Source organism: Argonema antarcticum A004/B2, assembly GCF_023333585.1.
Classification (GTDB): Bacteria; Cyanobacteriota; Cyanobacteriia; order Cyanobacteriales; family Aerosakkonemataceae; genus Argonema; species Argonema antarcticum.
The window spans coordinates 1-26786 of record NZ_JAIQZN010000070.1 but is presented as its reverse complement, the minus strand read 5'-3'; the positions used below and the strand labels follow the sequence as shown (position 1 = coordinate 26786).

The 26786-nt window shown below is 44.5% G+C and carries 24 protein-coding genes, 1 tRNA gene and 1 pseudogene; 5 read left to right on the top strand and 21 right to left on the bottom strand.

Annotated elements, in window-relative coordinates; all coding sequences use genetic code 11:
• Nucleotides 1-135 precede the first annotated feature (135 nt).
• Complete coding sequence (gene clpB / locus LAY57_RS24935) at nucleotides 136-2760, top strand: ATP-dependent chaperone ClpB (protein WP_249069801.1); 2625 nt, start codon at nucleotides 136-138, stop codon at nucleotides 2758-2760.
• Here clpB and LAY57_RS36630 read toward each other — a convergent pair.
• The 8 genes and pseudogenes from LAY57_RS36630 to LAY57_RS24900 all read right to left on the bottom strand — a co-directional run.
• Nucleotides 2717-2887 (bottom strand): annotated as a pseudogene (locus LAY57_RS36630) (DUF6932 family protein); the annotation flags it as partial. The gene clpB and the pseudogene LAY57_RS36630 sit on opposite strands and share 44 nt — an antisense overlap.
• 316 nt (nucleotides 2888-3203) lie before the next feature.
• Nucleotides 3204-4829: a slr1306 family protein gene (locus LAY57_RS24930; protein ID WP_338022485.1), complete on the bottom strand. Its 1626-nt coding sequence runs from the start codon at nucleotides 4827-4829 to the stop codon at nucleotides 3204-3206.
• A 73-nt stretch (nucleotides 4830-4902) separates the two neighbouring features.
• Nucleotides 4903-4979: transfer RNA gene (locus LAY57_RS24925), tRNA-Met, on the bottom strand.
• Between the two features lie 41 nt (nucleotides 4980-5020).
• Complete coding sequence (locus tag LAY57_RS24920; protein WP_249069800.1) at nucleotides 5021-5974, bottom strand: asparaginase; 954 nt, start codon at nucleotides 5972-5974, stop codon at nucleotides 5021-5023.
• Between the two features lie 180 nt (nucleotides 5975-6154).
• Nucleotides 6155-6655: a CGLD27 family protein gene (locus LAY57_RS24915; protein WP_249069818.1), complete on the bottom strand. Its 501-nt coding sequence runs from the start codon at nucleotides 6653-6655 to the stop codon at nucleotides 6155-6157.
• Nucleotides 6656-6691: 36 nt separating this feature from the next.
• Nucleotides 6692-7132 carry a ribosome silencing factor gene (gene rsfS, locus LAY57_RS24910; RefSeq protein ID WP_249069799.1) on the bottom strand — a complete coding sequence of 147 codons (441 nt, stop codon included), beginning with the start codon at nucleotides 7130-7132 and terminating at the stop codon, nucleotides 6692-6694.
• A gap of 111 nt (nucleotides 7133-7243) precedes the next feature.
• Entirely contained in the window at nucleotides 7244-7834 is a 591-nt protein-coding gene (gene yqeK / locus LAY57_RS24905) for a bis(5'-nucleosyl)-tetraphosphatase (symmetrical) YqeK (RefSeq protein ID WP_249069798.1), read from the bottom strand.
• Nucleotides 7835-8089: 255 nt separating this feature from the next.
• Nucleotides 8090-9349 (bottom strand): glycosyltransferase family 4 protein, encoded by a 1260-nt coding sequence (locus tag LAY57_RS24900; protein WP_249069796.1) that lies wholly within the window; start codon nucleotides 9347-9349, stop codon nucleotides 8090-8092.
• Between the two features lie 312 nt (nucleotides 9350-9661).
• Here LAY57_RS24900 and LAY57_RS24895 point away from each other — a divergent pair, with 312 nt between their 5' ends.
• A complete protein-coding gene (locus LAY57_RS24895; protein ID WP_249069795.1) occupies nucleotides 9662-10501 on the top strand; it encodes an ion transporter in 840 nt (279 codons plus the stop codon).
• 285 nt (nucleotides 10502-10786) lie between these two features.
• On the top strand, nucleotides 10787-11002 hold the full coding sequence (locus LAY57_RS24890; RefSeq protein ID WP_249069794.1) for a hypothetical protein: 216 nt from the start codon (nucleotides 10787-10789) through the stop codon (nucleotides 11000-11002).
• A gap of 243 nt (nucleotides 11003-11245) precedes the next feature.
• Here LAY57_RS24890 and LAY57_RS24885 read toward each other — a convergent pair whose 3' ends face one another.
• The 10 genes from LAY57_RS24885 to acpP form a co-directional block, all read right to left on the bottom strand.
• Nucleotides 11246-13726 carry a S8 family peptidase gene (locus LAY57_RS24885; RefSeq protein WP_249069793.1) on the bottom strand — a complete coding sequence of 827 codons (2481 nt, stop codon included), beginning with the start codon at nucleotides 13724-13726 and terminating at the stop codon, nucleotides 11246-11248.
• A gap of 266 nt (nucleotides 13727-13992) precedes the next feature.
• On the bottom strand, nucleotides 13993-14424 hold the full coding sequence (locus tag LAY57_RS24880; protein ID WP_249069792.1) for a hypothetical protein: 432 nt from the start codon (nucleotides 14422-14424) through the stop codon (nucleotides 13993-13995).
• Nucleotides 14425-14452: 28 nt separating this feature from the next.
• Nucleotides 14453-15454 carry an ATP-binding protein gene (locus LAY57_RS24875; RefSeq protein ID WP_249069791.1) on the bottom strand — a complete coding sequence of 334 codons (1002 nt, stop codon included), beginning with the start codon at nucleotides 15452-15454 and terminating at the stop codon, nucleotides 14453-14455.
• A gap of 160 nt (nucleotides 15455-15614) precedes the next feature.
• On the bottom strand, nucleotides 15615-15890 hold the full coding sequence (locus LAY57_RS24870) for a hypothetical protein (protein WP_249069790.1): 276 nt from the start codon (nucleotides 15888-15890) through the stop codon (nucleotides 15615-15617).
• A 68-nt stretch (nucleotides 15891-15958) separates the two neighbouring features.
• Nucleotides 15959-16474, bottom strand: coding sequence for a GNAT family N-acetyltransferase (locus tag LAY57_RS24865; RefSeq protein WP_249069789.1), 516 nt, complete (start codon nucleotides 16472-16474; stop codon nucleotides 15959-15961).
• Nucleotides 16474-16785: a type II toxin-antitoxin system TacA family antitoxin gene (locus LAY57_RS24860; RefSeq protein ID WP_249069788.1), complete on the bottom strand. Its 312-nt coding sequence runs from the start codon at nucleotides 16783-16785 to the stop codon at nucleotides 16474-16476. Before LAY57_RS24860 ends, LAY57_RS24865 begins: the two co-directional genes overlap by 1 nt.
• 151 nt (nucleotides 16786-16936) lie before the next feature.
• Nucleotides 16937-17080 (bottom strand): hypothetical protein, encoded by a 144-nt coding sequence (locus LAY57_RS24855; RefSeq protein WP_249069787.1) that lies wholly within the window; start codon nucleotides 17078-17080, stop codon nucleotides 16937-16939.
• A gap of 139 nt (nucleotides 17081-17219) precedes the next feature.
• Complete coding sequence (gene tkt, locus LAY57_RS24850; protein WP_249069786.1) at nucleotides 17220-19232, bottom strand: transketolase; 2013 nt, start codon at nucleotides 19230-19232, stop codon at nucleotides 17220-17222.
• A 244-nt stretch (nucleotides 19233-19476) separates the two neighbouring features.
• Complete coding sequence (fabF, locus tag LAY57_RS24845) at nucleotides 19477-20736, bottom strand: beta-ketoacyl-ACP synthase II (RefSeq protein ID WP_249069785.1); 1260 nt, start codon at nucleotides 20734-20736, stop codon at nucleotides 19477-19479.
• Between the two features lie 652 nt (nucleotides 20737-21388).
• Nucleotides 21389-21640, bottom strand: a complete 252-nt coding sequence (gene acpP / locus LAY57_RS24840; protein WP_249069784.1) for an acyl carrier protein — start codon at nucleotides 21638-21640, stop codon at nucleotides 21389-21391.
• 259 nt (nucleotides 21641-21899) lie between these two features.
• On the opposite strand from acpP, the gene LAY57_RS24835 reads away from it, so the two are divergent.
• On the top strand, nucleotides 21900-22796 hold the full coding sequence (locus LAY57_RS24835) for a CoB--CoM heterodisulfide reductase iron-sulfur subunit B family protein (RefSeq protein WP_249069783.1): 897 nt from the start codon (nucleotides 21900-21902) through the stop codon (nucleotides 22794-22796).
• Between the two features lie 458 nt (nucleotides 22797-23254).
• On the top strand, nucleotides 23255-23797 hold the full coding sequence (locus LAY57_RS24830; RefSeq protein WP_249069782.1) for a YqhA family protein: 543 nt from the start codon (nucleotides 23255-23257) through the stop codon (nucleotides 23795-23797).
• A gap of 65 nt (nucleotides 23798-23862) precedes the next feature.
• On the opposite strand, the gene lpxD is transcribed toward LAY57_RS24830, so the two are convergent.
• From lpxD to LAY57_RS24815, 3 genes are all read right to left on the bottom strand, one after another.
• Nucleotides 23863-24903, bottom strand: coding sequence for a UDP-3-O-(3-hydroxymyristoyl)glucosamine N-acyltransferase (gene lpxD, locus LAY57_RS24825; protein ID WP_249069781.1), 1041 nt, complete (start codon nucleotides 24901-24903; stop codon nucleotides 23863-23865).
• Between the two features lie 194 nt (nucleotides 24904-25097).
• A complete protein-coding gene (locus tag LAY57_RS24820) occupies nucleotides 25098-26480 on the bottom strand; it encodes a BaiN/RdsA family NAD(P)/FAD-dependent oxidoreductase (protein ID WP_249069780.1) in 1383 nt (460 codons plus the stop codon).
• Nucleotides 26481-26499: 19 nt separating this feature from the next.
• Nucleotides 26500-26676, bottom strand: a complete 177-nt coding sequence (locus LAY57_RS24815; protein ID WP_249069779.1) for a rubredoxin — start codon at nucleotides 26674-26676, stop codon at nucleotides 26500-26502.
• Between the last annotated feature and the right edge of the window lie 110 nt (nucleotides 26677-26786).

The window sequence follows — 26786 nt, the reverse complement described above, 5'->3', positions numbered from 1 at the left end:
GACGGCATCTCCCTAAAAAGGGCGGAAATACTCCTTTGGGAATACGCGATCGCCGATCCCTCTGCTGGCTGGCGTTTTTATACAATAACTTTAGCTAGATAAATGAAAATATAGGAACAGAGGGAACCCAGAAGAATGCAACCCAATAATCCCAATCAATTTACCGAAAAAGCCTGGGAAGCGATCGCACGCACCCAGGATATCCTCAAAACAGTCCAGCAGCAATACATCGAAAGCGAACACCTGATGAAAGCGATGCTGGAACAAGAAGGGTTAACCACCAGCATCTTAAACAAAGTTGGGGTGAACGTGCAAAGGGCGCGTGACTACACCGACGACTTCATCCGACGCCATCCCAAAGTTTCCGGTAGCAGTTCCGCCTATTGGGGACGCAGCGTCGATACCCTCTTAGATCGAGCTGACGCCTACCGCAAAGAGTTTCAAGACGAATTCGTCTCTATAGAGCATTTGCTGCTGGCGTTTGCACAGGACGATCGCTTTGGCAAAGCATTATGCCAAGAATTTAGACTAGATGAAGCTAAGCTAAAGAATACGATCGCCCAAGTCCGAGGCAGCCAAAAAGTGACCGATCAGAACCCCGAAGGCAAATATCAGGCTCTAGAAAAATATGGCCGCGACCTCACCGAACTCGCTCGCAAAGGTAAACTAGATCCAGTCATCGGGCGGGATGATGAAATTCGCCGCACCATACAGATCCTCTCTCGCCGCACCAAAAACAACCCCGTGCTGATTGGCGAACCCGGAGTAGGCAAAACTGCCATTGTGGAAGGATTGGCGCAACGAATTCTCAGCGGCGACGTGCCGCAATCCCTCAAAGATCGTAAGCTAATCGCCCTCGATATGGGCGCACTGATTGCAGGTGCGAAGTTCCGGGGTGAATTTGAAGAACGCCTCAAAGCAGTGCTGAAGGAAGTCACAGATTCCGACGGTAACATCATCCTATTTATCGATGAAATTCACACCGTTGTCGGTGCGGGTGCTACCCAAGGCGCGATGGATGCGGGAAACTTACTCAAACCAATGCTGGCACGCGGCGAACTGCGCTGCATAGGTGCGACTACTCTGAATGAGTATCGCAAATATCTGGAAAAAGATGCGGCTTTGGAACGTCGCTTCCAACAAGTTTATGTGGATCAACCCAATGTAGAAGATACCATTTCTATTCTGCGCGGTTTGAAGGAGCGTTACGAAGTTCACCACGGTGTGAGGATTTCCGATAGTTCTTTAGTAGCAGCAGCAACCCTTTCGACGCGGTATATTAGCGATCGCTTTTTGCCAGACAAAGCAATTGACTTGATGGATGAAGCCGCCGCACGGCTGAAAATGGAGATTACCTCCAAACCGGAAGAACTCGATGAGATCGATCGCAAAATCCTCCAATTAGAAATGGAGAAGTTATCGCTGCAAAAAGAAAGCGATCGGGCCTCTAGAGAACGACTAGATCGATTGGAAAGAGAACTTGCCGATCTCAAAGAAGAACAACGCACGCTGAATGCTCAATGGCAATCCGAAAAAGAAGTTATTAACGACATTCAGGCTATCAAAGAAGAGATCGATCGCGTCAACGTAGAAATCCAACAAGCAGAACGCAATTACGACCTCAACCGCGCCGCCGAGTTGAAATACGGTAATATGACCGAATTGCACCACAAGTTGGAAGCAGCAGAAACCAGATTAGCTCAAACTCAAAGAAGTGGCAAATCTCTCCTGCGCGAAGAAGTCACCGAAGCGGATATTGCCGAAATCATCTCCAAGTGGACTGGAATTCCCATCAGCAAACTGGTGGAATCAGAGAAAGAAAAACTCTTGCACTTGGAAGAAGAACTGCACAATCGTGTAGTCGGTCAAGATGAAGCAGTTACAGCTGTGGCGGATGCAATTCAGCGTTCTCGCGCTGGTTTATCTGACCCAAATCGTCCCACCGCCAGCTTTATTTTCCTCGGCCCGACGGGTGTTGGCAAAACAGAATTAGCCAAAGCACTTGCTGCTTATCTGTTCGATACCGAAGAAGCTTTGGTACGAATTGATATGTCCGAATACATGGAGAAACACGCAGTATCGCGATTGATTGGTGCCCCTCCCGGATATGTCGGTTATGAAGAAGGCGGACAATTAACAGAATCAATTCGTCGTCGTCCTTTCGCGGTGATTCTATTCGATGAAATCGAAAAAGCGCACCCTGATGTGTTTAACGTCCTGCTGCAAATTCTGGATGACGGTCGCGTTACCGATTCCCAAGGTCACACGGTAGACTTCAAGAATACCGTCATTATCATGACCAGCAATATCGGTTCTCAATATATTTTGGATATTGCTGGCGATGATTCCCACTACGAAGAAATGCGTAGTCGGGTGATGGATGCGATGCAGTCTAACTTCCGTCCCGAATTCCTCAACCGGATTGATGAGATGATCATCTTCCACGGATTGAATAAGCAAGAATTGAGGAAGATTGTGCAACTGCAAGTGCAGAGATTGGGTAAACGATTGATCGATCGCAAAATCTCCCTCAAACTCTCCGATGCAGCTATTGACTTTTTAGCAGAAGTAGGGCACGATCCAGTCTACGGTGCGCGTCCGTTAAAGAGAGCAATTCAACGGGAGTTAGAAACCCAAATTGCCAAAGCAATATTGCGCGGCGAATTCAACGATGGCGATACCATCTTCGTCGATGTAGAAAATGAACGACTGGCGTTTAAGCGATTGTCGCAAGAATTGCTAATAGTTCAATCGAGTTAATTTTTAGTAGGGTGGGCAATGCCATTTTTAGTCCCTTTATCAGGCGTGACCGACGCGATGTAGTACTAAATCTATCTACAAATTCCTCCCATGTCGCCCAATGTATCCCTGGTGGCAGATAGCCGTTTTCATCAAATTCACCGAATCATTAGACTTCTTGCAAAAGTATTAAATTTGTGATTTCAATCGCATTGGACGCAAAGGTTTCGGCAAAGGTACGCAAAGGAAGAAATGGACTTTTGCAAGAGGTCTAAGCTGCTACGCATTTAATTTGTATGTTTAGCGGGAGTGGGAGAGTGGGGGAGTGGGGGAGTGGGAGAGGAATTGAAGGTTTGATTGCCGGATTAGAAATATCCGAATTAGATGCGTGTTAGCTTATTACTTCACACTCACTTAAATTGAGTATATTCACTCATTGACATTCGCTCCACTTTCTTAATATTTCACAAATGGCTCACAGCTGTCTCGGAACTGGTAAGTTGAGGCCCAGGTGCTTCTGGCACCAGACGCCCCACAGCTTGTTTAACAAAAGACTGCAAGAAAGCAATCCTTTGATTTTGCTGAAAAACTTTTTGCAGTGTTTCGCGCAAGCGATCGAGTTTCAAACCGTTCTCGCCTTCAGCTATAACCGCATCTAGTTCTTGGAAATACTCTATTAGGCTTAAACCTGCCAACCGAGTCAAATAGGCAGCGCTGACTCCCTGCACTAACCCTCCAGCGACAAAGGTGATCGCGTTGCTTTTGAGGACAGTGGTGATTGCTTGGGTAGAAAGCTCCACCAAACCCAGTTTTAGCATCAAACCACCCATTGTCCCTGCTACATCTTGAGCTTGTTCGAGGGAGAATTTTTGGTGATAAATTTTACCCAGATCTAAAACTAGCTGGGCGTTAATCGCGCCCGTTGCCACTAGGTCGAGTGCTGGTATAGGATTGGCAAGAGCTGTCGCTGCGGTTATCCACTGATATTGCTCGATCGCAGGTAAAGCGCGATCGCGTCTCACCCCATTCAGCACCGTTTTCGCTTCTGCTTTCAAAGCAATAGCTGCACGCCAAGTGGTTGCCCACACCAACTGTTGACTTTGCTGGGCTATAATTTGGCCTAAACGTTCTGTCAGCGCAGTTATTTCTGGAACTGACTCTTCCAACCATTCCTGGACTGTTCCATCTGTTTGGTGCTGACGTACTTTGATCGCTTTGGGAGAAACTGCGATCGCTACTGTATCATCTGTCTCCAGGATTAAGAGCATCCGCTGCTGTAGCTGCTGCAATATTATCGCTCGTTCTTCAGGTAAATACTGGTCTTCTTTATTAAAAACCAGCACAATTCGCTGATTGGCTGCCTTTAGCTGCTGCAAGATTTGAAATTCTGGCTCTGTCAAATCGCCATTCGTGACGAATAATACTAAGTCAGAAGCTCTAGCAACTGCCAAAGCGTCTTTCTCTGCTGCCAAACCAGTTTCTGTCCCCGCAAATAAAGGCGGTGTCTCTTTCAAATGAATAGTTTGTTTAATTTGGGGAACCCAACTGGACTGTAAAGCTTGAATCAAAGTGGTTTTGCCAGTTGCTTTCCCGCCAATAACCGCCAAACTTATCTCTTTTCGGTCTAATGCTGCTGTGACTTGGGCGACTTTCTGACGCAATTGCGCGTCTTCTTCGGCATTTGCTGCTTCTGTCTCTACTTGGGCGATGACTAATTCTGAAGCAGCGATCGCTTTTTCGGCAGTCGATCGCTCAAAGAGCGATATATCTAGTTGTATAGAGGTAGCTTTGGCTGCTTTTTTCCGAAATAACCAAAAGCCTCCAAGTGCTAGAGCACCCAACATCCCCACTTCATCCATCTGCCCAGCCATATCGTCGAAACTCTGCCACAGCCAGAGCAAAAATGAGAATCCCACTCCCCCAACCAAAATCGGACGACGCAAAATACCAGTCATGCGATTTTGGATTTTGGATTTTGGATTTTGGATTATCCCCACGTCTGAAAGTCGGGGGCTTGCACTAAGAACGAGATTCTCTTCTGCTTTGCGACTAAAAGTCTGTTCCTCAAGACCCTTTTGGTTTGCGGTCATAATTTTTTTTGTATATCTATAAAAAAAGCCCTGCAACTATTTTATATTGCAGAGCTTCTTTTTATTTTCTATTTGGTGGCGGGAAGTGGATTTGAACCACTGACCTTCGGGTTATGAGCCCGACGAGCTACCAGGCTGCTCTATCCCGCGTCGCTCTCTCTAGTATAAACACAAGTTTAGAAAACTTGCAACTAAATTAGCGATAATTCTCCAACAACTTCTAAACGCTTGTATTTCCCCAAGGCCATAAAGGTTTCAGAGAGAGATTCTGCAACGGTTGGAGTAATCCAGCCCATTTGCCTGAGCAGGTGAATAGCCACCGCGTATTTGGCCCGCTTAGCGCCATCGATCGCCTTAATTGCCAGACCCATGCCTTCGCCCACTCTGCCAATGCACTCAATCCCTTCGGCTCCACCCTTACTTACGAGTTCCCCTTGAGTCTGTCGCATCAGTTCCGTATCAAATTCCCCAATGCCTGCCACCAAATTTGGGTGATGAGTCATAGCGCGGACAATCCGCTCCATATCCAAATTTGTACCGGAGGACAGCTGGGCGTACAACGAAGCCATTTGCCCCAACTGCATAAAATAGGTCGGAGCCCCGCAATCATCGTGGGCGTTAATAAACTCTTCCCCTGGCATCCGCAGCAATTCGGCCACTTTGCTCAAAATTAGCTGTTGAACCGGGTGGTTGCGCTGCAAATAAGTATTGAGAGGCCAATTTCGTTGCTGGCAGATAGCTAGCATCCCCGCGTGTTTGCCGGAGCAATTATATTCCAGGGGACTTTTCTTCCCAGCCGGGATCGGACACTGGAGTGCCGACGGGTCGATATCGCAGCGCCAAAGGACGTTAAAAACCTGGCGTACCTGCTCAATTTTGCCCAGGTGGGAACTACAGATAATTGCTAAATCTCTATCTGTCAGACCGTACCGTTCTAGCGTGCCGATCGCGGTAACAGCCAGTGCTTGGAAAGGCTTGAGAGCCGAGCGGGCAAAAGTCGCCGTTTCGGCGTTGCCTGCCACTGATAGTATGCGTCCGCGATCGTCACATACAACCGCCTGGACGCGATGTGTTGATTCAGCAATGCCTTCCCGGAGCAGCGTCACTTCTAGTTCGGCTGATTGAGTTCTTTTTCCCCTTGTCATCTGTCTTTCCCCTTTGGAACCACCACTATATTCCTCTTAGGAATTAGCGGGGGAGAACAAGGGGGGCCAGGTTGACACCGCATACGAATAATTCCTTGAGCTTGTTTAAAAAACTTTGAGTTTTGAATAAAGACTTCCGACTCAGGATTCGGCACCCAATTCCTCTGATGGTTCAGAGATCTAAAGAAGAATCCAAATGAAGCCGCCGATGCACAGAAATAGCACTAGCAGTCCAAAGGTTCGCCTCAGCCGCCCAAGAATCGGTTGAATCTCATAAGTCGCAATCAGCCGATCGCGAGTGAGAATTTCTGGAGGTTTAGTCCAGCATTGCCCATCGTACCAGCCTGACTCTTCATATACTACTGTGGTATCGACCAAGCGATCGCGCACATAAGTCCAGCCTAAGTATAGCCGCAGCATCGCTAACCCCATCAACAAAGTAGATAGACCCGCGCCACACAAGATAAACTGGCCTAAAGCCTTCTGAGGGGCAAAACTTGCCGATGCCACCGGCCCTGCGAGCAACCAACTCCAACCCCATACCCAAGCCATCTTCTTGATATAACTGCCCCAATCAAGAGTGCCCCAACTAAAGTACCAAGAATCCTTCAATTCTTGGTACTCGTTGATGGGTAGCTGTTCAGATGGAACTGGGCATACAGAAACAGAAGACTCCATCATTTTGCTAATCCACTCTTGCATTACTTCGGCTACTTCCTAAGTTTGAGTTTGGGTATCGATCCGTTCTGCGTGGCCCCAAAACGCATCCAGATTATAGAACTCTCGCTGGCTCGGTATCAAGATGTGCGCGATCGCATCCCCGTAGTCTAGGAGTACCCAACTTCCCTCCGCTTGTCCCTCAATTCGGAGGGGAAGACGTTGCAACTCTCGTTCTACCTTCTCTTGAATCCCTTGGGAAAGTGCCCGTACCTGCACTCTAGAAAAGCCGGTGACGATCGCAAAATAATCTGCCAGATACGAAACCTCTGACACTCGGAGTAAGACAATATCACCGCCTTTGCGATCGCTGGCGGCTTCCACCATCTTGAAAGCCAGTTCCCTGCTGGCATCTTCCCTCGCTCCGGCTGGGTTAGCAGCACTAGGATTTGTCAATATTGTTGGGTAAGCGGAATCTACGGTTTTGATGTGATCAGGCATTAAATGGCTCGATCCTTATCGAGTTCTAAAGGTAAAGAATTTTTCTAGCTTTTACGATTTTTTCAATCCAACACTGTCTTTATTCTAAATAGATTTGCTCAATTTCAGCCGTTATCCTACACCACTAAGCACTTTTTTGCTGGCTATTTGCATAGCCCAATTCCTAGTCAGTATGGTTCTAGGGTGAATTAAACGATGGGTTTCTATCAAATATTTGAGTGAATAATCGCAAGTTCCCCATACAGCTTGGTAGAGATTTTGCCGACTTTCTTGTCGCAAAGCCTCTAACTCCCCAGAGTTACCACGTCCAGGCTCCAGACTATCAGCTAAAAACACAGTACAACTCAGCCAGCTCATACCGGGTCTGCCCAAGGTATGATTCCCGATCGCCTGCAATATTTCTTCATCTTTAACCCCAAATCGATCTCTGGCAACTAAAGCACTTACTTCTGCGTGCAAAAGATGCGGATTTGCCTCATCTACCGGATCGAGTTCTAAACCTTCTGACCGTGCCATTTCCAACAGAACTTGGGGTTTGAAATATTTGGCCAAATCGTGCATTAACCCAGCTTGAGCGGCTTTTGTCACATCCAGGTTGTGATAGCCAGCCAATTCGATCGACATCTGCTCAACTCTGAGAATATGTTGGAGCCGGGAATCGGGAACGTGATCTGCTAACCATGATATTACCCGATCGCGCATTAGTTTAGTTAACTCCTTAGCACAAATAAGCTGCTACGCATTTAATTTGTATGTTTAGCGGGAGTGGGAGAGTGGGGGAGTGGGGGAGTGGGAGAGGAATTGAAGGTTTGATTGCCGGATTAGAAATATCCGAATTAGATGCGTGTTAGCTTAGTACATCATCATAGGCAGTTCTACGATCGATTTATCTGTCGATCCGATCGTTTCTGAGTTTGAGAAGGTGACGCACCCTACCAACCGAATGTTTAGCATTTCCTAGCTTGGCAACGGTCTTGGCTTTGAGGCTAGCTGAGTGCGGAAAGATGCAAACAGTTTCTCATACTGATTTAAGGCTTGCTCAAACGAGTAATGTTCGACCGCATACTGTCTGCCTTGATGACCCAGCATTTCAGCTTTGTCAGGATTGTTGTACAGTCCTTCAATAGCAGATGCTAAGGCTTCGGGGTCTTCAGGGGTAACTACCAAACCGCCGCCGCTTTGTTGCACTGCTTTAGCTGCCGTACCCGTGTCAGGTACGGAGGCGATAATCGGGCGACCCGAAGCAAGCAGCACAGGAATTTTCGACGGCAGGTTAAAGGCAATGACGTTAGACTTTTGGGTAACCAACCCCACATCAGCGGCAGCAAGCATTTCTGGCAATTGTTCGCGGGGTTGAAATGGTAGGAGTTTGACGTTATCGGCTCCTTCTAGTTGGCAATAGTACTCAACTCGCTCCAGGGCTTGCTTTTCACCCACGATCGCAAACACAATTTTAGGGATATGACGCAGCAAGGCTGCTGCTTTAATAACATTTCGTAAGTCTTGGGTGAGCGCAATATTACCGGAGTAGAGTACGACAAATTTACCATGAAGTTGATTAGCTGCCCGGAAGGGATTGTTTTCTTTCGGTAAGGGACGGATAAAATTGACATCGACCCAGTTGGGAATCAGCTCTATTTTTTCAGGTGGAACGCCTTTTCCAAGTAAGTTTTCTACAAACCCATCAGCTATGACGCTGATTTTTGTTGCTGTCCGGTTGGCAAATTTTTCCAGCGCTTCAAAGGCGCGAATTACTGTTTTGTTTTTGAGCAAATCGAGATGGACTGCGGCTTCGTGTTGAATATCCTGAACGTTCAAAACTACCGGACAACCGCGAAGCCACCCCACAAGGGCAGCTGGCAGGCAGACGGGTAGGGGCGGCACAGTTGCCAGAATGACATCCGGTCGCTGACCTTTGAGGGCGTGTAGGAAGCTCGTAACTACAAAGCTACCATCCAGCAGCACGCGATCGAGCAGACTCGGCTTGGGGCGAATCAAAACATAATTGCGCTGAATGATGACGCCGTTTACCACTTCGGTCATGTAAAATTTACCTCGGTATCCAGGGTAAATACGGCGTTCTGGATAGTTGGGCATGGCAGTGACCACGCGGACTTTATGACCGCGCTTGACCAGACCTTCTGCCAGTTCGGTCATCAGAGGGGCGATGCCGATCGGCTCTGGATGATAATTGTATGAGTAAATTAAGATGTGCATAACCCAAGTTTATTCAATTTGTCAGATGACGGGGAAGAAATTTTATTTCTTAGGGTAGTTGTATTTACGGTAGCCTGCTGTATGTATTGAGTGCTACACTGCGTGCTGGCTCGCCACAGTCTTCTGGCTACCGAATAGAGAGACTCAAAGCGTTGATATAGCTATAGTTAAGGTACTTTAGCGCGATTATGCTCAGCCAGAGATTGTTCCATAGCAGCCAAGGCAAAGTTTTTACGCTAAATTGGCTCGGTGAACGAAGGAATCCTTAGCTAGATCTGCGCTTTCTCAAAGAACGATTGATAAATTTAACCCATGTTGCTACGGCAAAAGATTTCCTTTTACTTTGAAGACATTGAAACGCTAACCGGCAGAATCGTTAATTTAATTATTACAGGTTTGGTGCTATTATCATCAGCAATATTTGTAATCGAGACCTATAAAATACCCGAAAATATACGCGATAAGTTAAACTTAACAGATTCGGTAATATTACTGATATTTGTATTCGAGTATTTATTGCGTTTTTGGTGTGCTGAGCATAAGCTAAAATATTTGTTCAGTCTTTACTCGGCAATTGATTTAATAGCTATCCTACCTTTCTTCGCTGGATGGTTAGACATCAGCTTTATCCGGCTCTTTCGCTTATTTAGAATTTTGCGGCTGTTTAGATTTATAGAAACTCAAAAGTTACCCGGTAATTTGAGTAGTGAAGATAGCGTAATTCTGACGAAAATAATATTTACTATATTTGCGATTATCTTTGTTTATTCAGGATTAATATATCAAGTTGAACACCCTGTAAATACTGAAAGTTTCAATACTTTTTTGGATGCGTTTTATTTTTCCGTTGTCACGATGACAACTGTTGGTTTTGGGGATGTTACTCCAATTTCAGAAGCAGGTCGCCTTTTAACAGTGATGATGATTTTTACAGGGATTGTACTAATTCCCAAGCAAGTGGGGGATTTAATCAAGCAACTGGTTAAAGATACTAATCAGATTGAGACTATTCAGATTGAGACTATTTGTCCTACTTGCACTTTATCTGTTCACGATGCTGACGCTAAATTTTGCAAAAATTGCGGTACAAAGTTGGGAAATGGTTTAGATAATACCCCACCAAATAACACAAATTCTGCTATAAGTAATTAGTTAACAAAAAACTCAGACTGAATTGCTACGCCTTAATCCAAAAAGACTAAGAGAACCATCATCACCAGGAAATACAAGGGGGATTTCCCTTGGAGCGACCTAACTTGCTGACCAACGGGCAAATGTTTCATAAATTTTCAACAACGTATGTGATTCAGATCATATCTGACACTGCTTCTGGCTCACAAATCACTTTCGGTATTATCACTGAGCCGACACCAGCAGAATCACCCGCCCTCAAAGAAAACCAGGGGATGATAAAGATGTCGAGTTCAAAGCAACCCCATGTCCCCAGTCAACCTCCTCCCCGGCGCAATCAACGAACTAATCGCTACTGTTACCGACACGCACCGCCTCACCAAAGCTGACCGTTATGGCATGATGGCGGCTATCCTCGATGAGTCCATCACTGAAGAAGAACGGGGCTGTCTCGATCGCCTGATTCGGTCCCTGGTCAAAGGTCGCATCCAAGTAGCTGATGAATTATCGATCGTCATGTAAATAGCAGGCTGGACAGCGGAACTCGACAATCTCAGCTTACCAGCCGTATAAAAGATTTTAAATAACGTTACTAGCCCTACCAGGGCTTTTTTTATGATTATTTTACTATTAGGATTACTTTGGGCGATCGCATTTTCCTTTAACTTGACAAATTCATCCAATTCTCTAGCGTAATTACCGCTACTCTCAACATATCAGAATCATTAGAAACTAGAATTAATCCCGGTGTAATTGCCGTCGCCTTTATCTAATTTGAATTTCCACCTGTTGTTCAACCTCTATTATGACTTGAGCTTCAGCGAGTGGAGCATAAATCTCGATATCAGCTTGTATTGCTTCAAAGCTAACAATTAGAGAGTAGGGAACTTCAGCAAAAGGATCGTTATTCCAACCTTCGTGTCCTACTACTGCAATACAAAATGCCTCTCTTAAGTTATAAGATTTAACAAAAGCCCAATCTTTTTGGATAGTTCCTATACTTCTCGATACATTTTTAATGCTTTTATAGCGTTTTTCCTTGCCAAGAGTCCATGTAAATAGCTCGTCTCCTTTTTCAGCATTTTCTGGAATATTATAATTAGCTAATACTCTTCCTAAAAAATGCTTTGGATCTTCACCTTGTTTGCTACAGTCCCAATCTAACCAAGTTGATAGATACTTTCTTCTATTACGTCTTGTTCTGCGAGGTTGAGCTTTATATGATAATGTAATTTCCAATAAAATCTCAAATTCTTCTCCTGGTGATCTGAGAGTATCTGGTAATTTTACTTGATAAATATAAGCATCTCCAGCTTTAATTAACTGCTCTCCTCGTGTGATTAGTGTAATACGATTGGTAGTATTACCAATAGCGCGTTCAAGATTTGGAATCCCATAGCCTATTTGACGAATTACATTATATTTTTCTTCATTAGTTTTTGCTAATGCCCAATCTGGCCAACGGGCTGATTGAACAATTAATCCTCGATATAGCAAGCAACTTTCATTAGGAAACTCAGTAGCAAGTCTGGCTGCAATATGGGTTACTCTTGGTGCTGCAAAAGAAGTTCCAAAAGTATCAGCAGCAACCAAAGGACTAGCAGTGCTACCTAAAGTTGACCTTACTAATTCTGGGCTGGTACTGGAACTACAAATCAAGTTTGGTGGTTGATTTTCATCTTTCAAAATATCACCACCATACTCTACTACTTCTGGTTTAATTGTGTCCCATATTCCCAAAGCAGAACAAGAAAATGGTGATGGTTCATTCTTCCCTCCTAACGAAGAGTAAGATAAATCACGAAAAGAATCTAGAGTAATTGAACCAACTGTTAATGCTTGAAAACTTTGTGCTGGGTTGGCAATTCTACAAGAATTTTCAGTAAGATAATCTGGGTATGCTCTACTTGCTAATAGGTGATGTTTAACAGATAATCTTGGTGAAGTTTGATAGCTATCTAAAGGAATATTGCCAGCAGCTACTATAAAAAGAATATCTTGTTCATAACTTAATTTATCTATGGTAGATGCCCAAGCACTCATATATCTCGTCCGACAAGGAGCGTCACCAGCAATTGAATGATTAAATATTCTTGTTGCTGTTTGATTATAGTAAAATCTAACTATATCTTCTAATAGTTCTGGTGGATATAACTTATCGGATAGTCTACAGTTTTTGTCTAGTATTCTTGCATTTTGAAGCCAACAAACTGCTTTGTAATTACCTTGTCGTGGTATATTTATTGGATAAATAACTGCTCCAGCAACCCTAGTTCCATGACCACCATTACTGACCATATCAGCAGTTAAGTTTATTTCTGAAGGAATCCAAGATATTGAATTCTTAGAATCAATAGCATTTTTTAGTAAAGGATGTTGTTCTTGAATTCCACTATCAATAATACATACGGTAGGAAAATTTTCATCTGGAGACTCTAATTTAAATGAGACATTTTCACCTCCATATATTTCACGCTCTGGTAAGTCTGGTTCATAAATATTATCTTGTTCAGTTACTTCAAAAACATAAGGGAAGTTAAATACTAAATCCTTTAATCCTAAGCCAGAGATTTGAAGTAAACAAGAAAAACTATCAGGAATAGTAGCTAATTGGGGAGTGTCTTCTACAAAGCTGCTTAATAGTTCACCATGATATTTAGGATTAGCGATAAATTTTAATAAATCTTCTTGCCGTTGTGATGCTAAATCATCCCATTCTTGATAGGTTAAATCACGATCATCAATCCATTTATTGATAGCTTTTACATAATTTTCGGGATTTTTATAATTTTTTTGCTCTGGATATTCACGTAATTTTGTTCTGGTTCCTAAGCAAGATATGCCTACTTCAACAATATAAACTTGTTCATCTATTATTTGATCCCATTCTTGTAATAACTTTGGAGATAAAATAAATTCTGGATGTTGATTTTTGTCAAGTATATTTAAGATTTTCGCAACTACACCACCACCTGATTTATTGTTTAAAAACTTTTCTATTTTATTTTGAAGTTCACTAAGGTTAGTATCCGCAGATGCGCCGATAATATATCCATCTTCTAATTCAGATATGATTTCTATTACTTCAAAGACATAAGGGAAATTATATACTAAGTCTCTTAAGCCTAATCCAGAAATTTGAATTAGGCATGAAAAACTATCGGGTACTGTAGAAAATTGACGAGACTCTTCCACAAAACCACTGAAGATTTTACCATGATATTTATGATTGTTGAGAAACTTCAATAGATCTTCTTGTCTTTGTAATGCTAAGTCATCCCATTTTTGATAGGTTAAATGACGCTCTTCAATCCATTTATTGATTGCTTTTACATAATTTTCAGGATTCTTATAATTTCTTTGATCTGGATATTCACGTAATTTTGTTCTGGTTCCTAAGCAAGATATGCCTACTTCAACAATATAAAGTTGTTCATCTATTATTCGATCCCATTCTTGTAATAACTTGGGAGATAAAATAAATTCTGGATGTTGATGTTTGTCAAGTATATTTAAGATTTCGCAACTACACCACCACCTGATTTATTGTTTAAAAACTTTTCTATTTTATTTTGAAGTTCACTAAGGTTAGTATCCGCAGATGCGCCGATAATATATCCATCTTCTAATTCAGATATGATTTCTATATCAGAAGTTCTTAGATCATCTAAATCAAAAGTTTCTGGATCAATTTGTAATATTAAAGATATGGCATCGGGAAGTGTAGGGTTTTTATCTTCTTGTTGTTGTTCTTGAAATGTTTGCCAATCATTAATAAGAGAAGATAATAAGCCTTTGATTTTGCTTCCATGTCCCTGACGATTACCCAAATTAGTAGATGTTTGAGTTTCTTTCTTACTGCCACCTCCACCTAGAGATTTTGCTGTACCCTTTTCTGTTAATCTAAGCTGAATATGTGGAAAACCCTGAGAACCTTCAACCATTTTTTTCTCCAAACACCAAAACTTAATTCTAGGAAACTTTTATTTCGGCAATAGCTTCTTCTAAATGCTCTTGAATCACTAACCCTTCTCGATCGAGGATCGCCCGTTTAGCAGCATCTTGTGCTACCCTCACCGCTTGAGCAGCAGAAAAGCCTTTCATTTGCTCAATGATGGTAGACCAGTTGATAGACCCTACTTCAATTGCAGATAGTGTTTGCTTCAGTATAAATTCTAACTCGTTTTCTCCTGGCTTGGGTACTTCTATCAAGTCGTCAAATCTTCTCCAAAGGGCAGTATCAAGAGATTTGTTGAGGTTCGTAGCTGCTACCAAAAGACCAGAGGACGGCTCATATTCATCCAAAATCTGAAGGAAGGTATTTACTACTCGCTTGACTTCCCCTACTTCCTGAGTATCTTCGCGTGACTTAGCAATAGAGTCACATTCATCAAGAAACAACAAACATGGATTTTTTGAGGCATCCTCAAATACAAGTCTCAAATTGCTGGCAGTTTCGCCTAAAAAAGACGACACCATTGCATCAAATCGCACTTTGAGGAGTGGTAAACCCGTATTCCAAGCTAAACGCTCTGCTCCTAGCGTCTTTCCACAGCCAGGCGGGCCATAAAGAAGTATTTTTTGCCTGTAACGCAGTCCATGATGAGCCAGCCTATCTCTTGCTGCATATTCACGCTCAATTCGGCAGAAACGTTTCTCAATATTATCCGGCAATACCATCTGATGCCGTAATTTCTCCCTTGGTATAATTGTCACCAGGGGAAGATTAAATCGCTTACTGGTTGGTAATTCAGTTAATGCCTGTAAGTTTTCTGGTACTGAAGAAGCGGGTTTGCTGGGCTTGGTAGACTTCTCTTTCTGGCTCTTTTTGGTAATATTCTCTAATTGGTCAGCTAAGAGAGTGTGTCCCCTACTGCGTTCTTCCTCTATAACTACGTATGTGAGTTTGTCAATCGCCTCTTGGTCTGAAGTCGCGATCGCTCTAAATAATCTCTTGAGAAGCTCTGCTTTCATACTGCCTCTCAGTAAAAATAGTCATTTTGTATCAAAGATAGTACAATTGTACTATATTAATATAGTGCAATGCAAATTATAACGCGATCGCCCTGTCCCTAATCATTATATTAAGTTATGTAAACTAATAATCAGTCTTTTGCTCAGGAATTAAACATATCTAACCATAGGGTGTTACTTTTAGGTCTATATCATCTTCCCCTTCAATCAATAGTAAATTCATCATATCTCCCTCAATAAAACCTGTTAATTTAAAATCAGACATAGCTTTCAGTTCCTCCAGGGAAACTTTCTCGAAATAGTATTTAAATATCATTTGAATTGCCTTATCTTTATCTAGGTAATACTGATAAGTAGTATCCTTTTGCATCAAATATTCTACGATTTTTGCGATCCGATCTAAAAGTTGCTCTCTCTCCCCCCAAACTTCCGGCATAACTTCCCCCTCATTAACTTTCCAAATTCAGCCAATTTTCAACTGTAATCCGTTGAGTACCTGTAAACTCAGTAAAACATAGTTTTAATTGTCTTCATAGGCAAAAATAAACAATTCAAACTTTCGGGAAATAAAATAAATTGATAGTGTTGGTAAAAAGCCACGGCTTTTTCATCTTTCGCATCAACAACAACTGCTATAGAGGCAATTTCATTTTCCAAACTACGATATAGAGCATCCATTAATAATAAATCTCCCCATCCTTGCTTTTGATAATTTTTATCTACCGCTAATCGACCAAGAAGCGTAGCAGGGAGAAGGGGGTATTTAGGCAGTTTCTTTGCTATTTCCGGCGGCAATTCTTCTAAAGGAATGCTTGTGGCAGAAAGGGTATAATAACCAATGACCTGATTGAGGTCTAAATTGACTGCCACAAAAGGAGCCGAGACATATTTTAGCCGTTCTTGATTAGCCCTTTGTTGAAAATAGCGGTCTAGAGGTTCAACTCCACAGCAAAAAGATGCTCGGTTGTGATGTTCGTTTAGCGGTTCAATAATATAATTAACAGGATTAGGTTCTGGCATTATAAACCCATCCGTTCTTTGTACCGTTTGGCAGAAGAACGCAATTTTTCACCTGGTTTTGGCGGATTGAGCAAAGCATTGACAAACACTTCTCTATCTCGCTGGCTTAACTGTAGAATCGACTGTTCTTGAATTATATGTTTAGCTGTTTCCACAGCACTCGCTACGACAAATTCTGTGAGTGAAAACCCGCTAATTTGTGCAGCTTCTAATAATAATTCTTTTTGTTCTTGAGTGATTCGTGCTTCCAAACGAGCATTTTTCGCCCCTCTGGAATTTTCATTCTTCCCATCTGTATTTAGGCAACTCATGGTTGTTAAATAAGAGATTTTTGTTTTTGTACTAGATACTAATTGTACGCCATAACGCCGTACAAGTCAAGTTTTCCCTTGTTCAGAACCCCTGACGAGGTGGCAAGTATCGCTGAAAGCCTTGCATAGTCTGTTTTGTAGGGATATTTTTTCACATACTGACAGCAGGTTGACTCTTCTCACATAAACGATCGACAATACAATCGACTGTTGGTTTTGATGCCTTAAGAATATCTGCTAATGCTTGCCTCTCCTCAAACGAGGCACGGTTAAGTAAACTTTTTAATTCATCCATAAATCATTCTTGGATTTGTTTTGGAAATTTTACTAATTGTATAAACAGATGCCAACTCTACATCAAAAAAGAGTGGGCAAGATGCCCACCCCACAAGTATTACAGGCAAGATGCCTGCCAAATCTTGCTAATAAAACTATTAACCCAACAATGCCTTAGCTTTAGCTAACACATTATCAACGCTAAAGCCAAACTTCTCCAGACAAACTCCACCAGGCGCAGAAGCACCAAAACGATCGATACTAACGCAATCTCCCCCCATACCCACGTACTTATGCCAGCCGAAACTGCTAGCAGCTTCTACAGACAAACGCTTGGTGACAGATGAGGGCAGAACAGACTCCTTATAAGCTGCATCCTGTGCATCAAAGATATCTGTTGAAGGCATCGAGACAACACGGGCTTTCTTGCCTTGGGCGGTAAGTTTCTCAGCGGCGGTGACACAGAGGCTCAATTCTGAACCAGTACCAATCAGGATAATATCCGGTGTACCATCCGAATCAACGACGATATATCCACCTTTTGCCACGCCCTCAATCGATGTACCTGCTAAGTTGGGGACATTCTGACGGGTGAAGGCTAACAGGGTGGGATCGTTTTGCTTAGCTTTTTCGATCGCAATTTTATAAGCCCCAGAGGTTTCGTTTCCATCTGCGGGGCGAATCACAGTCAGGTTAGGAATAGCACGCAGGGAAGCCAAAGTTTCGATCGGTTGGTGGGTCGGGCCATCTTCACCTTGTCCGATCGAATCGTGGGTCATCACCCAAATCACGCCAGCTTGGGACAAGGCGGATAAGCGGATGGCAGCACGCATATAATCTGTGAAGATCAGGAAAGTAGCGCCGTAGGGAATTAATCCAGAACCGTGTAGCGCTATGCCATTACAGATTGCGCCCATACCGTGTTCCCTCACACCAAAGTGGATGTTGGGGTTTTGGTATTGACCTTTCTGAAATTCGCCATAACCCTTGATTTCGGTAAGGTTGGAGTGGGTGAGGTCGGCGGAACCACCAATTAGTTCAGGTAAAACCCCTGCCAGTTTGTTGAGGCAGTTTTCCGAGTGTTTGCGGGTGGGGAGTGCTTTGTCTTCAGCGGTGTAGCTGGGTAGTACCTTATCCCAACCGTCGGGCAATTTGCTGCTAATATAACGTTCAAATTCAGCGGCTTCTTGGGGATATTTAGCTTTGTAGTCAGCAAAAGTCTTGTTCCAGTCGTCTTCGTAAGCTGCGCCGCGTTCCACTGCTTTGCGTGTATGCTTGAGGGCATCTTCTGGGACTACGAAAGGTTCGTATTCCCAACCCAGCTTTTCGCGGGTCAGTTTTACTTCGTCTGCACCCAAAGCAGCGCCGTGAACGCCAGCGGTGTTTGCTTTGTTGGGAGAACCGTAACCGATGATGGTTGTCACCTTAATCATGGTCGGCTTATCGGTGACAGCTTTTGCTGCTGCAATTGCTTTGGCAATTCCTTCTAAATCGGTATTGCCATTTTCGACGTGGAGGACGTGCCAACCATAAGCTTCAAACCGTTTGGAAACATCTTCGGTGAATGCTACATCTGTAGAACCATCGATGGAGATGTGGTTGTCGTCGTATAAAGCGATGAGTTTACCTAATCCCTGGTGTCCTGCGAAGGAACAAGCTTCACCAGAAATCCCTTCCATGTTGCAACCATCACCCAAAATCACATAAGTGTAGTGGTCAACAATCGTGGCATCGGGTTTGTTAAATTTAGCAGCAAGGTGGGCTTCCGCTATTGCCAAACCTACTCCATTGGCAATTCCTTGACCTAGTGGCCCAGTTGTGACTTCCACGCCCGCCGTCATAAAGTTTTCGGGGTGTCCGGGGGTTTTGGATTCCCACTGACGGAACTGCTTGATGTCTTCTATGGTTACGCTGTCGTAGCCAGTCAGGTAGAGCAGGGCGTACTGTAGCATTGAGCCATGTCCAGCTGATAGCACGAAGCGATCGCGGTTAAACCATTTGGGATTCTTTGGGTTATACCGCATAAAGCTATCCCACAGCACAAACGCCATCGGCGCTGCGCCCATCGGCAGTCCTGGATGCCCCGATTTTGCCTTCTCTACGGCGTCAATCGCCAGAAAGCGGATAGAATTAATGCAAAGCTCTTGGAGTGATTGGGTTGCAACGGCCATAATCTCTTCTTTTAACGACGATCGAAAACTTGGTATGCGAGCTGAAATGTGGGTACTCTGGATCGCCCCAAAACAGTATCCCCATCATCCCATTAGCAGGATCGATGGGCAAGTAGTTTTAAGAGGGGCTAGAAAAGTCAAAAGTCACTCATTCAAAAGTCAAACAGGGAGTGGGGGAGAATCACCACTGACCACTGACTACTGACTACTGACCACTGACCACTGACCACTGACCAATTCCCCATTACCCATTAGCAACGTACTTTTTAAATGCTAACGTGACGTTGTGGCCCCCGAAACCAAAAGAATTGGACAGTGCCACTTCTACTTTTTGGGCGCGACTTTGGTTGGGGACATAATCTAGGTCGCACCCGACATCGGGGTTTTCTAAGTTCATCGTTGGTGGAATTTGGTCATTAGCTACCGCCATGACGGTAGCAACTGCTTCAATACCACCAGAACCGCCCAAAAGATGACCTGTCATCGATTTTGTCGAGGAAATGGCCGCTTTGTAGGCATGGTCTCCCAAAGCTTTTTTAATTGCGGCTGTTTCGGTGACATCGTTAGCTGATGTACTGGTGCCGTGGGCGTTGATGTAGCTAACCTGTTCTGGAGTAAGATTGCTGTCTTTCAAACACAGCTGGATTGCCCTAGCAGCTCCTTCTCCACCTGGTACTGGGGAGGTCATGTGGTAGGCATCGCAGGTCATGCCATAGCCGATTATTTCGGCGTAAATTTTGGCTTGGCGACTGAGGGCGTGTTCCAGTTCTTCCAATAAAAGGATACCGGCTCCTTCGCCCATGACGAATCCATCGCGATCGCGATCGAACGGACGAGAGGCATGGGCCGGGTCGTCGTTGCGCTTTGATAGCGCTCGCGCTGCTGCAAATCCCGCTAAAGATAGAGGTGTTACTGCTGCTTCCGTGCCACCGCAAATCATGGCTTGGGCGTATCCCCGCTGGATCAGGCGAAAGGCATCCCCGATCGCATTGGAACCAGCCGCACAGGCGGTTACAGAACAGGAATTTGGCCCTTTAGCGCCCGTATGAATAGCGGTTAATCCGGCAGCCATATTGGCGATCATCATGGGAATCATAAAGGGACTACAGCGATCCGGCCCTTTTGTCAAGTATATTTCTTGCTGATCTTCCAGTACTTTCAGACCGCCAATGCCGGTGCCGATGATTGCGCCTACCTGTTCTGCGTTCAGTTCGTTTATGACAAACTGGGCGTCTGCGATCGCTTGCTTGCTTGCAGAAACTGCAAACTGGGCAAAGCGATCCATGCGTTTGGCATCCTTACGATCCATATAGTCATGGGGGTCAAAACCCTTCACTTCGCCTGCGATGCGGCAATCATGGCGGGACGCATCAAACAAGGTAATCGGCCCAATGCCGTTGCGTCCGCTTAACAATCCTTCCCAATACTCAGCTAAGGTATTGCCAATGGGTGTAATCGCGCCTAAACCAGTAACAACAACGCGCTTACCTTCAAAATCTGTCATCTTTCTTCCTCCCGGTCGACTCCCGTCATAGCTGTACTCGGCTTCGCGGTGAGAAGAAAGGGAGGTCGGGGTCTATGCAACATAGCTACCATGAGTTTCTAGGGAAACCGTCGCGCCTCAGAAGTGGTGAAACTCCCTGGCATACCTGCTGGCATTACAGGATAGAGGCTACCGATATTGTGCTTTGTAGACCCGCCTCAGTGGGGCGTTTAGTTGGTGGGGATTGCTCCCCCTCGGATTACTCCGGTTATGTTAGCCTGGACAATGTTTTAGAGGCTTTTTACGCTAACGACACTGGCTTCAACCCAATATGCCTGTTTGATCGTTAGCCTTAGAGCTACAGACTGGCTTCGCATCCGTAGGTAAGATGACCTCAAAAACGTAGTACAGCGGGTGTACTTAGTCGGGTAAACTTTGGGCTTTCAAGCCCCCGAAGTCAGTCGGTACTCCGACTGACTTCGGCGGGTAGTTTACGATTCAGCTATTTACTTGGGCTTCCACACCCAGAACGCAGAACTTTCATAGGGACTCTTGACTCTTGACTGGGGACTAGAGAAAAAGTAGCGCTTAAAAATTAGGGTTTAGCGAATATAAGGTTTTTTCTGTTTACTAATACCCTTTCTTCGCCCGACGCTCTAGCCCCTAGCGCCTTTTATGCCGATGCGGCAACTTTTTCGTTGATGTGGTCTACCGCCTGTTGAACCGTCAAAATCTTTTCTGCCGCATCGTCGGGAATTTCGATATCAAATTCTTCTTCTAAGGCCATCACCAGTTCTACCGTATCGAGGGAATCAGCCCCCAGATCGTTAGTAAAATGGGCTTCTGGTTTGACGTCAGTGGTTTCAACGCTCAATTGCTCTGCCACAATTTTTTGAACTTTCTGAAAAATTTCCTGTTCGCTCATAGTTATCCCTTATCGCAGTTGCCCAAACTTCCGCTCTGGGAAATATGGTTCTAAGCATTTCTTAATCTTATCTGAATATGGCGATCGCGCTCAATCCAGATCCAGCCAATTTTTTAACTGACACCAAATCGCTTGACTGGGTTGCAGGCCAAAATTTTCTCTTTTAGCGATCGCCAATTCCCCATTGCCCTCAACAAGCGATTATATAAAGAAGAGCCAGTACCGCGATCTATGACACTTTACCAATGACACTTGACAAATGACACTTAAATATGCTTACTTTCCTGGCTGCGTTGCCCAAGGTGCCTGCCGGGAGCTTTACCAATCGACAGCAGCCCTCACCAAAGCTCTGGGAATTGAGCTGATAGAGCTGAAAAAAGCTTCCTGCTGCGGTTCCGGCACTTTTAAAGAAGAATCTCATCTGTTGGAAGATACTGTCAATGCCCGCAATATTGCCCTAGCTGAGGAATTGAACCTGCCACTGCTTACCCATTGCAGCACCTGTCAGGGAGTGATCGGTCATGTGGACGAAAGGCTCAAGGAATCCCAGCAAACAAATCCAGCCTACTTAGAACAGATTAACGGCTTATTAAAAAAAGAGAGTTGTTCGCCGTATCGCGGCAGCACCCAGGTTAAACATCTGCTATGGGCTTTGGTTGGAGATTACGGCCTCCAAGCGCTGCAAGAACGAGTTACTCATAAGCTTAGCAATCTTCGCTGTGCAGCCTTCTATGGGTGTTACCTCCTGCGATCGCAAAAGTCAATCCCATTCGACGACCCCTTCAGGCCAGAATCAATGGAAAATGTGTTTAGGGCGATTGGGGCAACACCAATTTATTATAGAGGGCGGACTCAGTGTTGCGGGTGGCCGCTTTCCAGCTACGCGACAGATCAATCTTTTAAAATGGCTGGGGCGCATATTCAGGAAGCTATAGAGGCTGGTGCGGATTGTATAGTAACGCCTTGTCCATTGTGCCACCTCAATTTAGATTCTCGTCAACCAGAAGTGGAAAAAGTAATTGAGCGTAAGTTGGGTTTACCTGTGCTGCATCTACCGCAATTGGTTGCTTTAGCGCTGGGAATTGAGCCAAAGCAACTTGGTTTAGATCGACACATTGTCTCAACTCGTCCTGTTTTGGAGAAATTGGGATTTTAAGCCCCATTCCGCAGTTCGATCGGCACGAGCGTTTTTTTAGTATATGGGAGTAGGCATTAGTAATTAAAAATACTTTAGACTACTTAAACAGGACTTACGCAATATTCCTTAGTTTCGCCCCCCCAGCCCCCCAAATCTGGGGGAAGAAAGCCCCCTAGATTTGGGGGCTAAGCTGCTCCGCATTTAAACTGTATAACTCAAAAAAGCCTAACTCTTGTCGGGTAGGCATTCCTGCCATCCAGGATATGTGAATTAGGTGCGTTTCAGCTTAGTGCGTAAATCCTGTTTAAATTATCTTCCCAGTCGCCAGTCCTCTTCTCATCCCTCAAATTACCTAGTGTCAGATTTTAGCGGGCCAAATGTGGGCTGTATTCAGATACTGCAGGAAATATTTTGCATAAACTAAAAACACAAAACTTTTATGGTAAAATCAGCCGATAAGATTTTAGGAGTAGTATATGCGGTTTAGCAAAAAAGTCGAGCAAATTACAGAAAATTTGTTGTGGGGTGTTAGATTTTTGGCAATCGTACCTGTATTGTTCGGGTTAGTTAGCGTTATAAATCTATTTTGGCTGGGGAGCATGGAAATTATTGAAGGAATTAAACAATACTCGGAATCTGAAGGTTCTCACTCTGAATTTACTACAAAAATAATGACAAGTATCATTGGTGGAGTAGATCTTTATTTGATCGGAATAGTTTTAATGATTTTTAGTTTTGGAATATACGAACTATTTATTTCAAAAATTGATGTTGGCAGAGCAAATCAGGAAATACGAATTTTGGAAATTCATTCGTTAGATGAACTAAAAGATAAGATTTTAAAGGTCATTGTGATGGTGCTAGTAGTGAGGGTTTTCAAACAAGTTGCAGGAATGCCTATTACAACATACCAAGAAATTCTCTATTTAGCTATTTCTATTCTACTGATTGCTGCTAGTAGTTACTTGCTGCATAGCCAAGGTGGTTCCAAACACAATAAGCCATCTAATCATGAATAGGTTATTATATCGGTTCAGTTAGTCAAGTAACCTTTTCAGTGCGACTTTCCCGATTTTTACGATGATTACTTGTTACTCAAGCGACGCTGGATTTGTCTGAGAGATTGATACATTTCTGGAAGGCGGCTGTAGATGGCTGCTGCTTTCAGAAAAACTTTGTGGGGAATGGCTGGAATGCCAGTTACGATCGCACCTGGTTCTACGTCGCTGTGAATCCCTGCTTTGGCTGTGGCGATCGCACCATCTCCAATATGAGCTTGATTCGCTATTCCCACCTGTCCCGCCAACAACACCCGATTTCCCACCTTCACGCCACCGGCTAATCCCACTTGTGAAGCTAAGGCGCAGTTTGCACCCACCTGACAGCCGTGACCGATCTGTACTAAGTTGTCAATTTTCGTGTTTTGTGCTATGCGCGTTTCTCCCACGGCTGGGCGATCGATCGCGCTGTTGCAGCCAACTTCCACCCCATCTTCCAGCACCGTACAGCCAGATTGTTCCATTTTGAACCAGCCAGTGGGTGTGGGAACGAAGCCAAAGCCTTCCGCACCAATGACTGCACCGCTGTGAATGACGCAATCTGAGCCAATGCGGGTGCGTTCGTGGATGGTGCAGTTGGCGTGTAATGTTGTGCTAGAGCCTATCTGCGCTTCTGGGTAAATTACCACGTTCGGGTGAATGCAGACGTAGTTGCCAATCTTTACCCCTGCTTGGATGACTGTATGGGGGCCGATATAAACATCGTTACCGATTTGTACTGAAGGATGAATGACTGCCGTGGGATGAATTCCTACATCTGGACGGAACGGTTTGTAGAAAAGCGCGATCGCCTGAGCAAATAATAATCTTGGTTCATTTGTAGCAATCCAGGCAATACTCCCTTCGATCGCTTGCTTCTGTAGCGCTTCGTCTTGGGGCAAAATTAAAGCACTTGCCGAAGTTTTCCTCACAAAAGCCGCAAATTTCGCTCCCTCTATGTAACTGAGAGTGCCAATAGGTGCCTCATCTATAGGTGCAACAGCAATAATTTCTGGATCGACTGCTGCGTTAGATATCAGGCTATGGGAGGCGGATTCTAGTTTTTGTACTATTTCGCTAAATTTCATTATTTTGTCTGAGACTTTGAATAAATTGAACCACAGAAGCCCAGAGAACAAGAGAGAAATTTTAGATTTTAGATTTTAGATTTAATTTCAATTCTTTAATCTGAAATCTTCTTCTTTTCCCCTCTTACCCTAGCCTAAGAGTGCAGCGCGGCAGAAATAACCCACCAGTTCATAAGTACTGAAATGCCTTACACTCAAAGGATTTTTGACTTTTGACTTTTGACTTTTGACTTTTGCTCTTCGGCACTAGCCCCTATGGCGTTACCTGCTAAGTGCGCGGTTGTCCAAGCACTCTGGAAATTAAAGCCCCCAGTTACGCCATCGATATCCAGAATTTCTCCTGAAAAGTAAAGACCCGTACAGCATTTGCTTTCCATAGTTTTGAAGTCTACTTCTTTAAGGCTGACGCCGCCACAGGTGACAAATTCTTCTTTAAAAACGGCTTTGCCATTAATCTGGTATTGCCCTTGCGTAAGTTCTTGAATTAGTAGATCCAGGAGTTTGTTAGATATACCCGACCATTTATCTTCTGTACTAATGCCCACACGGCTGACTAAATATTCCCAGAGGCGTCGGGGGAGAGGAACTGGGCAGCTGGTGGAAATCTGGCGTCGTACCAACTGAGATTTAACATTCAATAGGATTTGACGCAAGCTTTCTGAATTGTACTGAGGAAGCCAATTAATTAGCAATGTTGCCTGATAGTGGCAATCGTGCAGGACTCTGGCACCCCAAGCGGAGAGTTTCAGGACGGCTGGGCCACTTAAACCCCAGTGAGTAATTAGTATTGGGCCAGTTTGTTCAAATTCGCCTTTACCGCCCCTCTCCGTTGAACGGAGAGGGGTTGGGGGTGAGGTTCCAAGTTGCAATCGCACGCGGACGTTATCTACGCTTACACCAGCCAAATCTTTCAGGCTGGGTTCGGGTACGTTAAAGGTAAATAGGGAAGGAACTGGCGGTTCGATGTGATGACCCAATGCTTTGGCTATTTGGTAACCTGTTGGGTTACTGCCGGTAGCAAGTAGGATGCGATCGCATTTCAACTTCTCTCCCGATTTCAACTCGATCTCAAACTTATTGCCCCCCGCAAATAAAATTTCTTCCCAATCTTCCCCCCGTGGCGGGGGGACCCAGGGGGGTGGGATCTCCTTGACTGAAGCAACAGTTACCCCAGTGCGAAGTTTTACCCCAGCTGCCTTAGCCGTCTGCATCAGACAATCCACAATAGTCGCCGAATCATCGCTTACTGGAAACATCCTGCCATCCGACTCGGTTTTCAGCTGGACACCTCGCGCTGCAAACCACTCCACCGTATCGCGGGGTTGAAATCTGCTGAAAGCACCCCGCAAAGCTTTGCCTCCCCTGGGATAGTTTTGCACCAACACAGCCGGATCGAAGCAAGCGTGGGTGACGTTACAGCGACCCCCACCGGAGACGCGCACTTTGCTGAGGGGTTGATACCCGGCTTCTAGTAAGGTTACTTGGGTGTGAGGATAGCTTTCGGCACAGGTAATGGCAGCCAAAAAACCAGCTGCCCCACCCCCAATTACTACAACTTGTAGTGATATTTGCGACACGGGATAACTTTTTAATTACTTATTCAGATGGTTCATCATATTGTTCAAAATCGACTTTCTTTGCCCCGCAAACGGGACACTCCCAATCCTCGGCGGATATATCGCTAAAGGGGGTTCCCGCTGGAATGTCTCCCTCTGAATCTCCTTGCCCTGGCTTGTAGATGTAGCCGCAGGCTGTGCATACGTATTCTTGCATTTTGGTCTTCTCCTAACGATCTTTGTATAGTTTAAGCCGTTCGATTTTTGCTAACATTCATTAACAAAAACTTCCTGTTTCATCTGGGACTGTCGGCAGCACCCCATCCA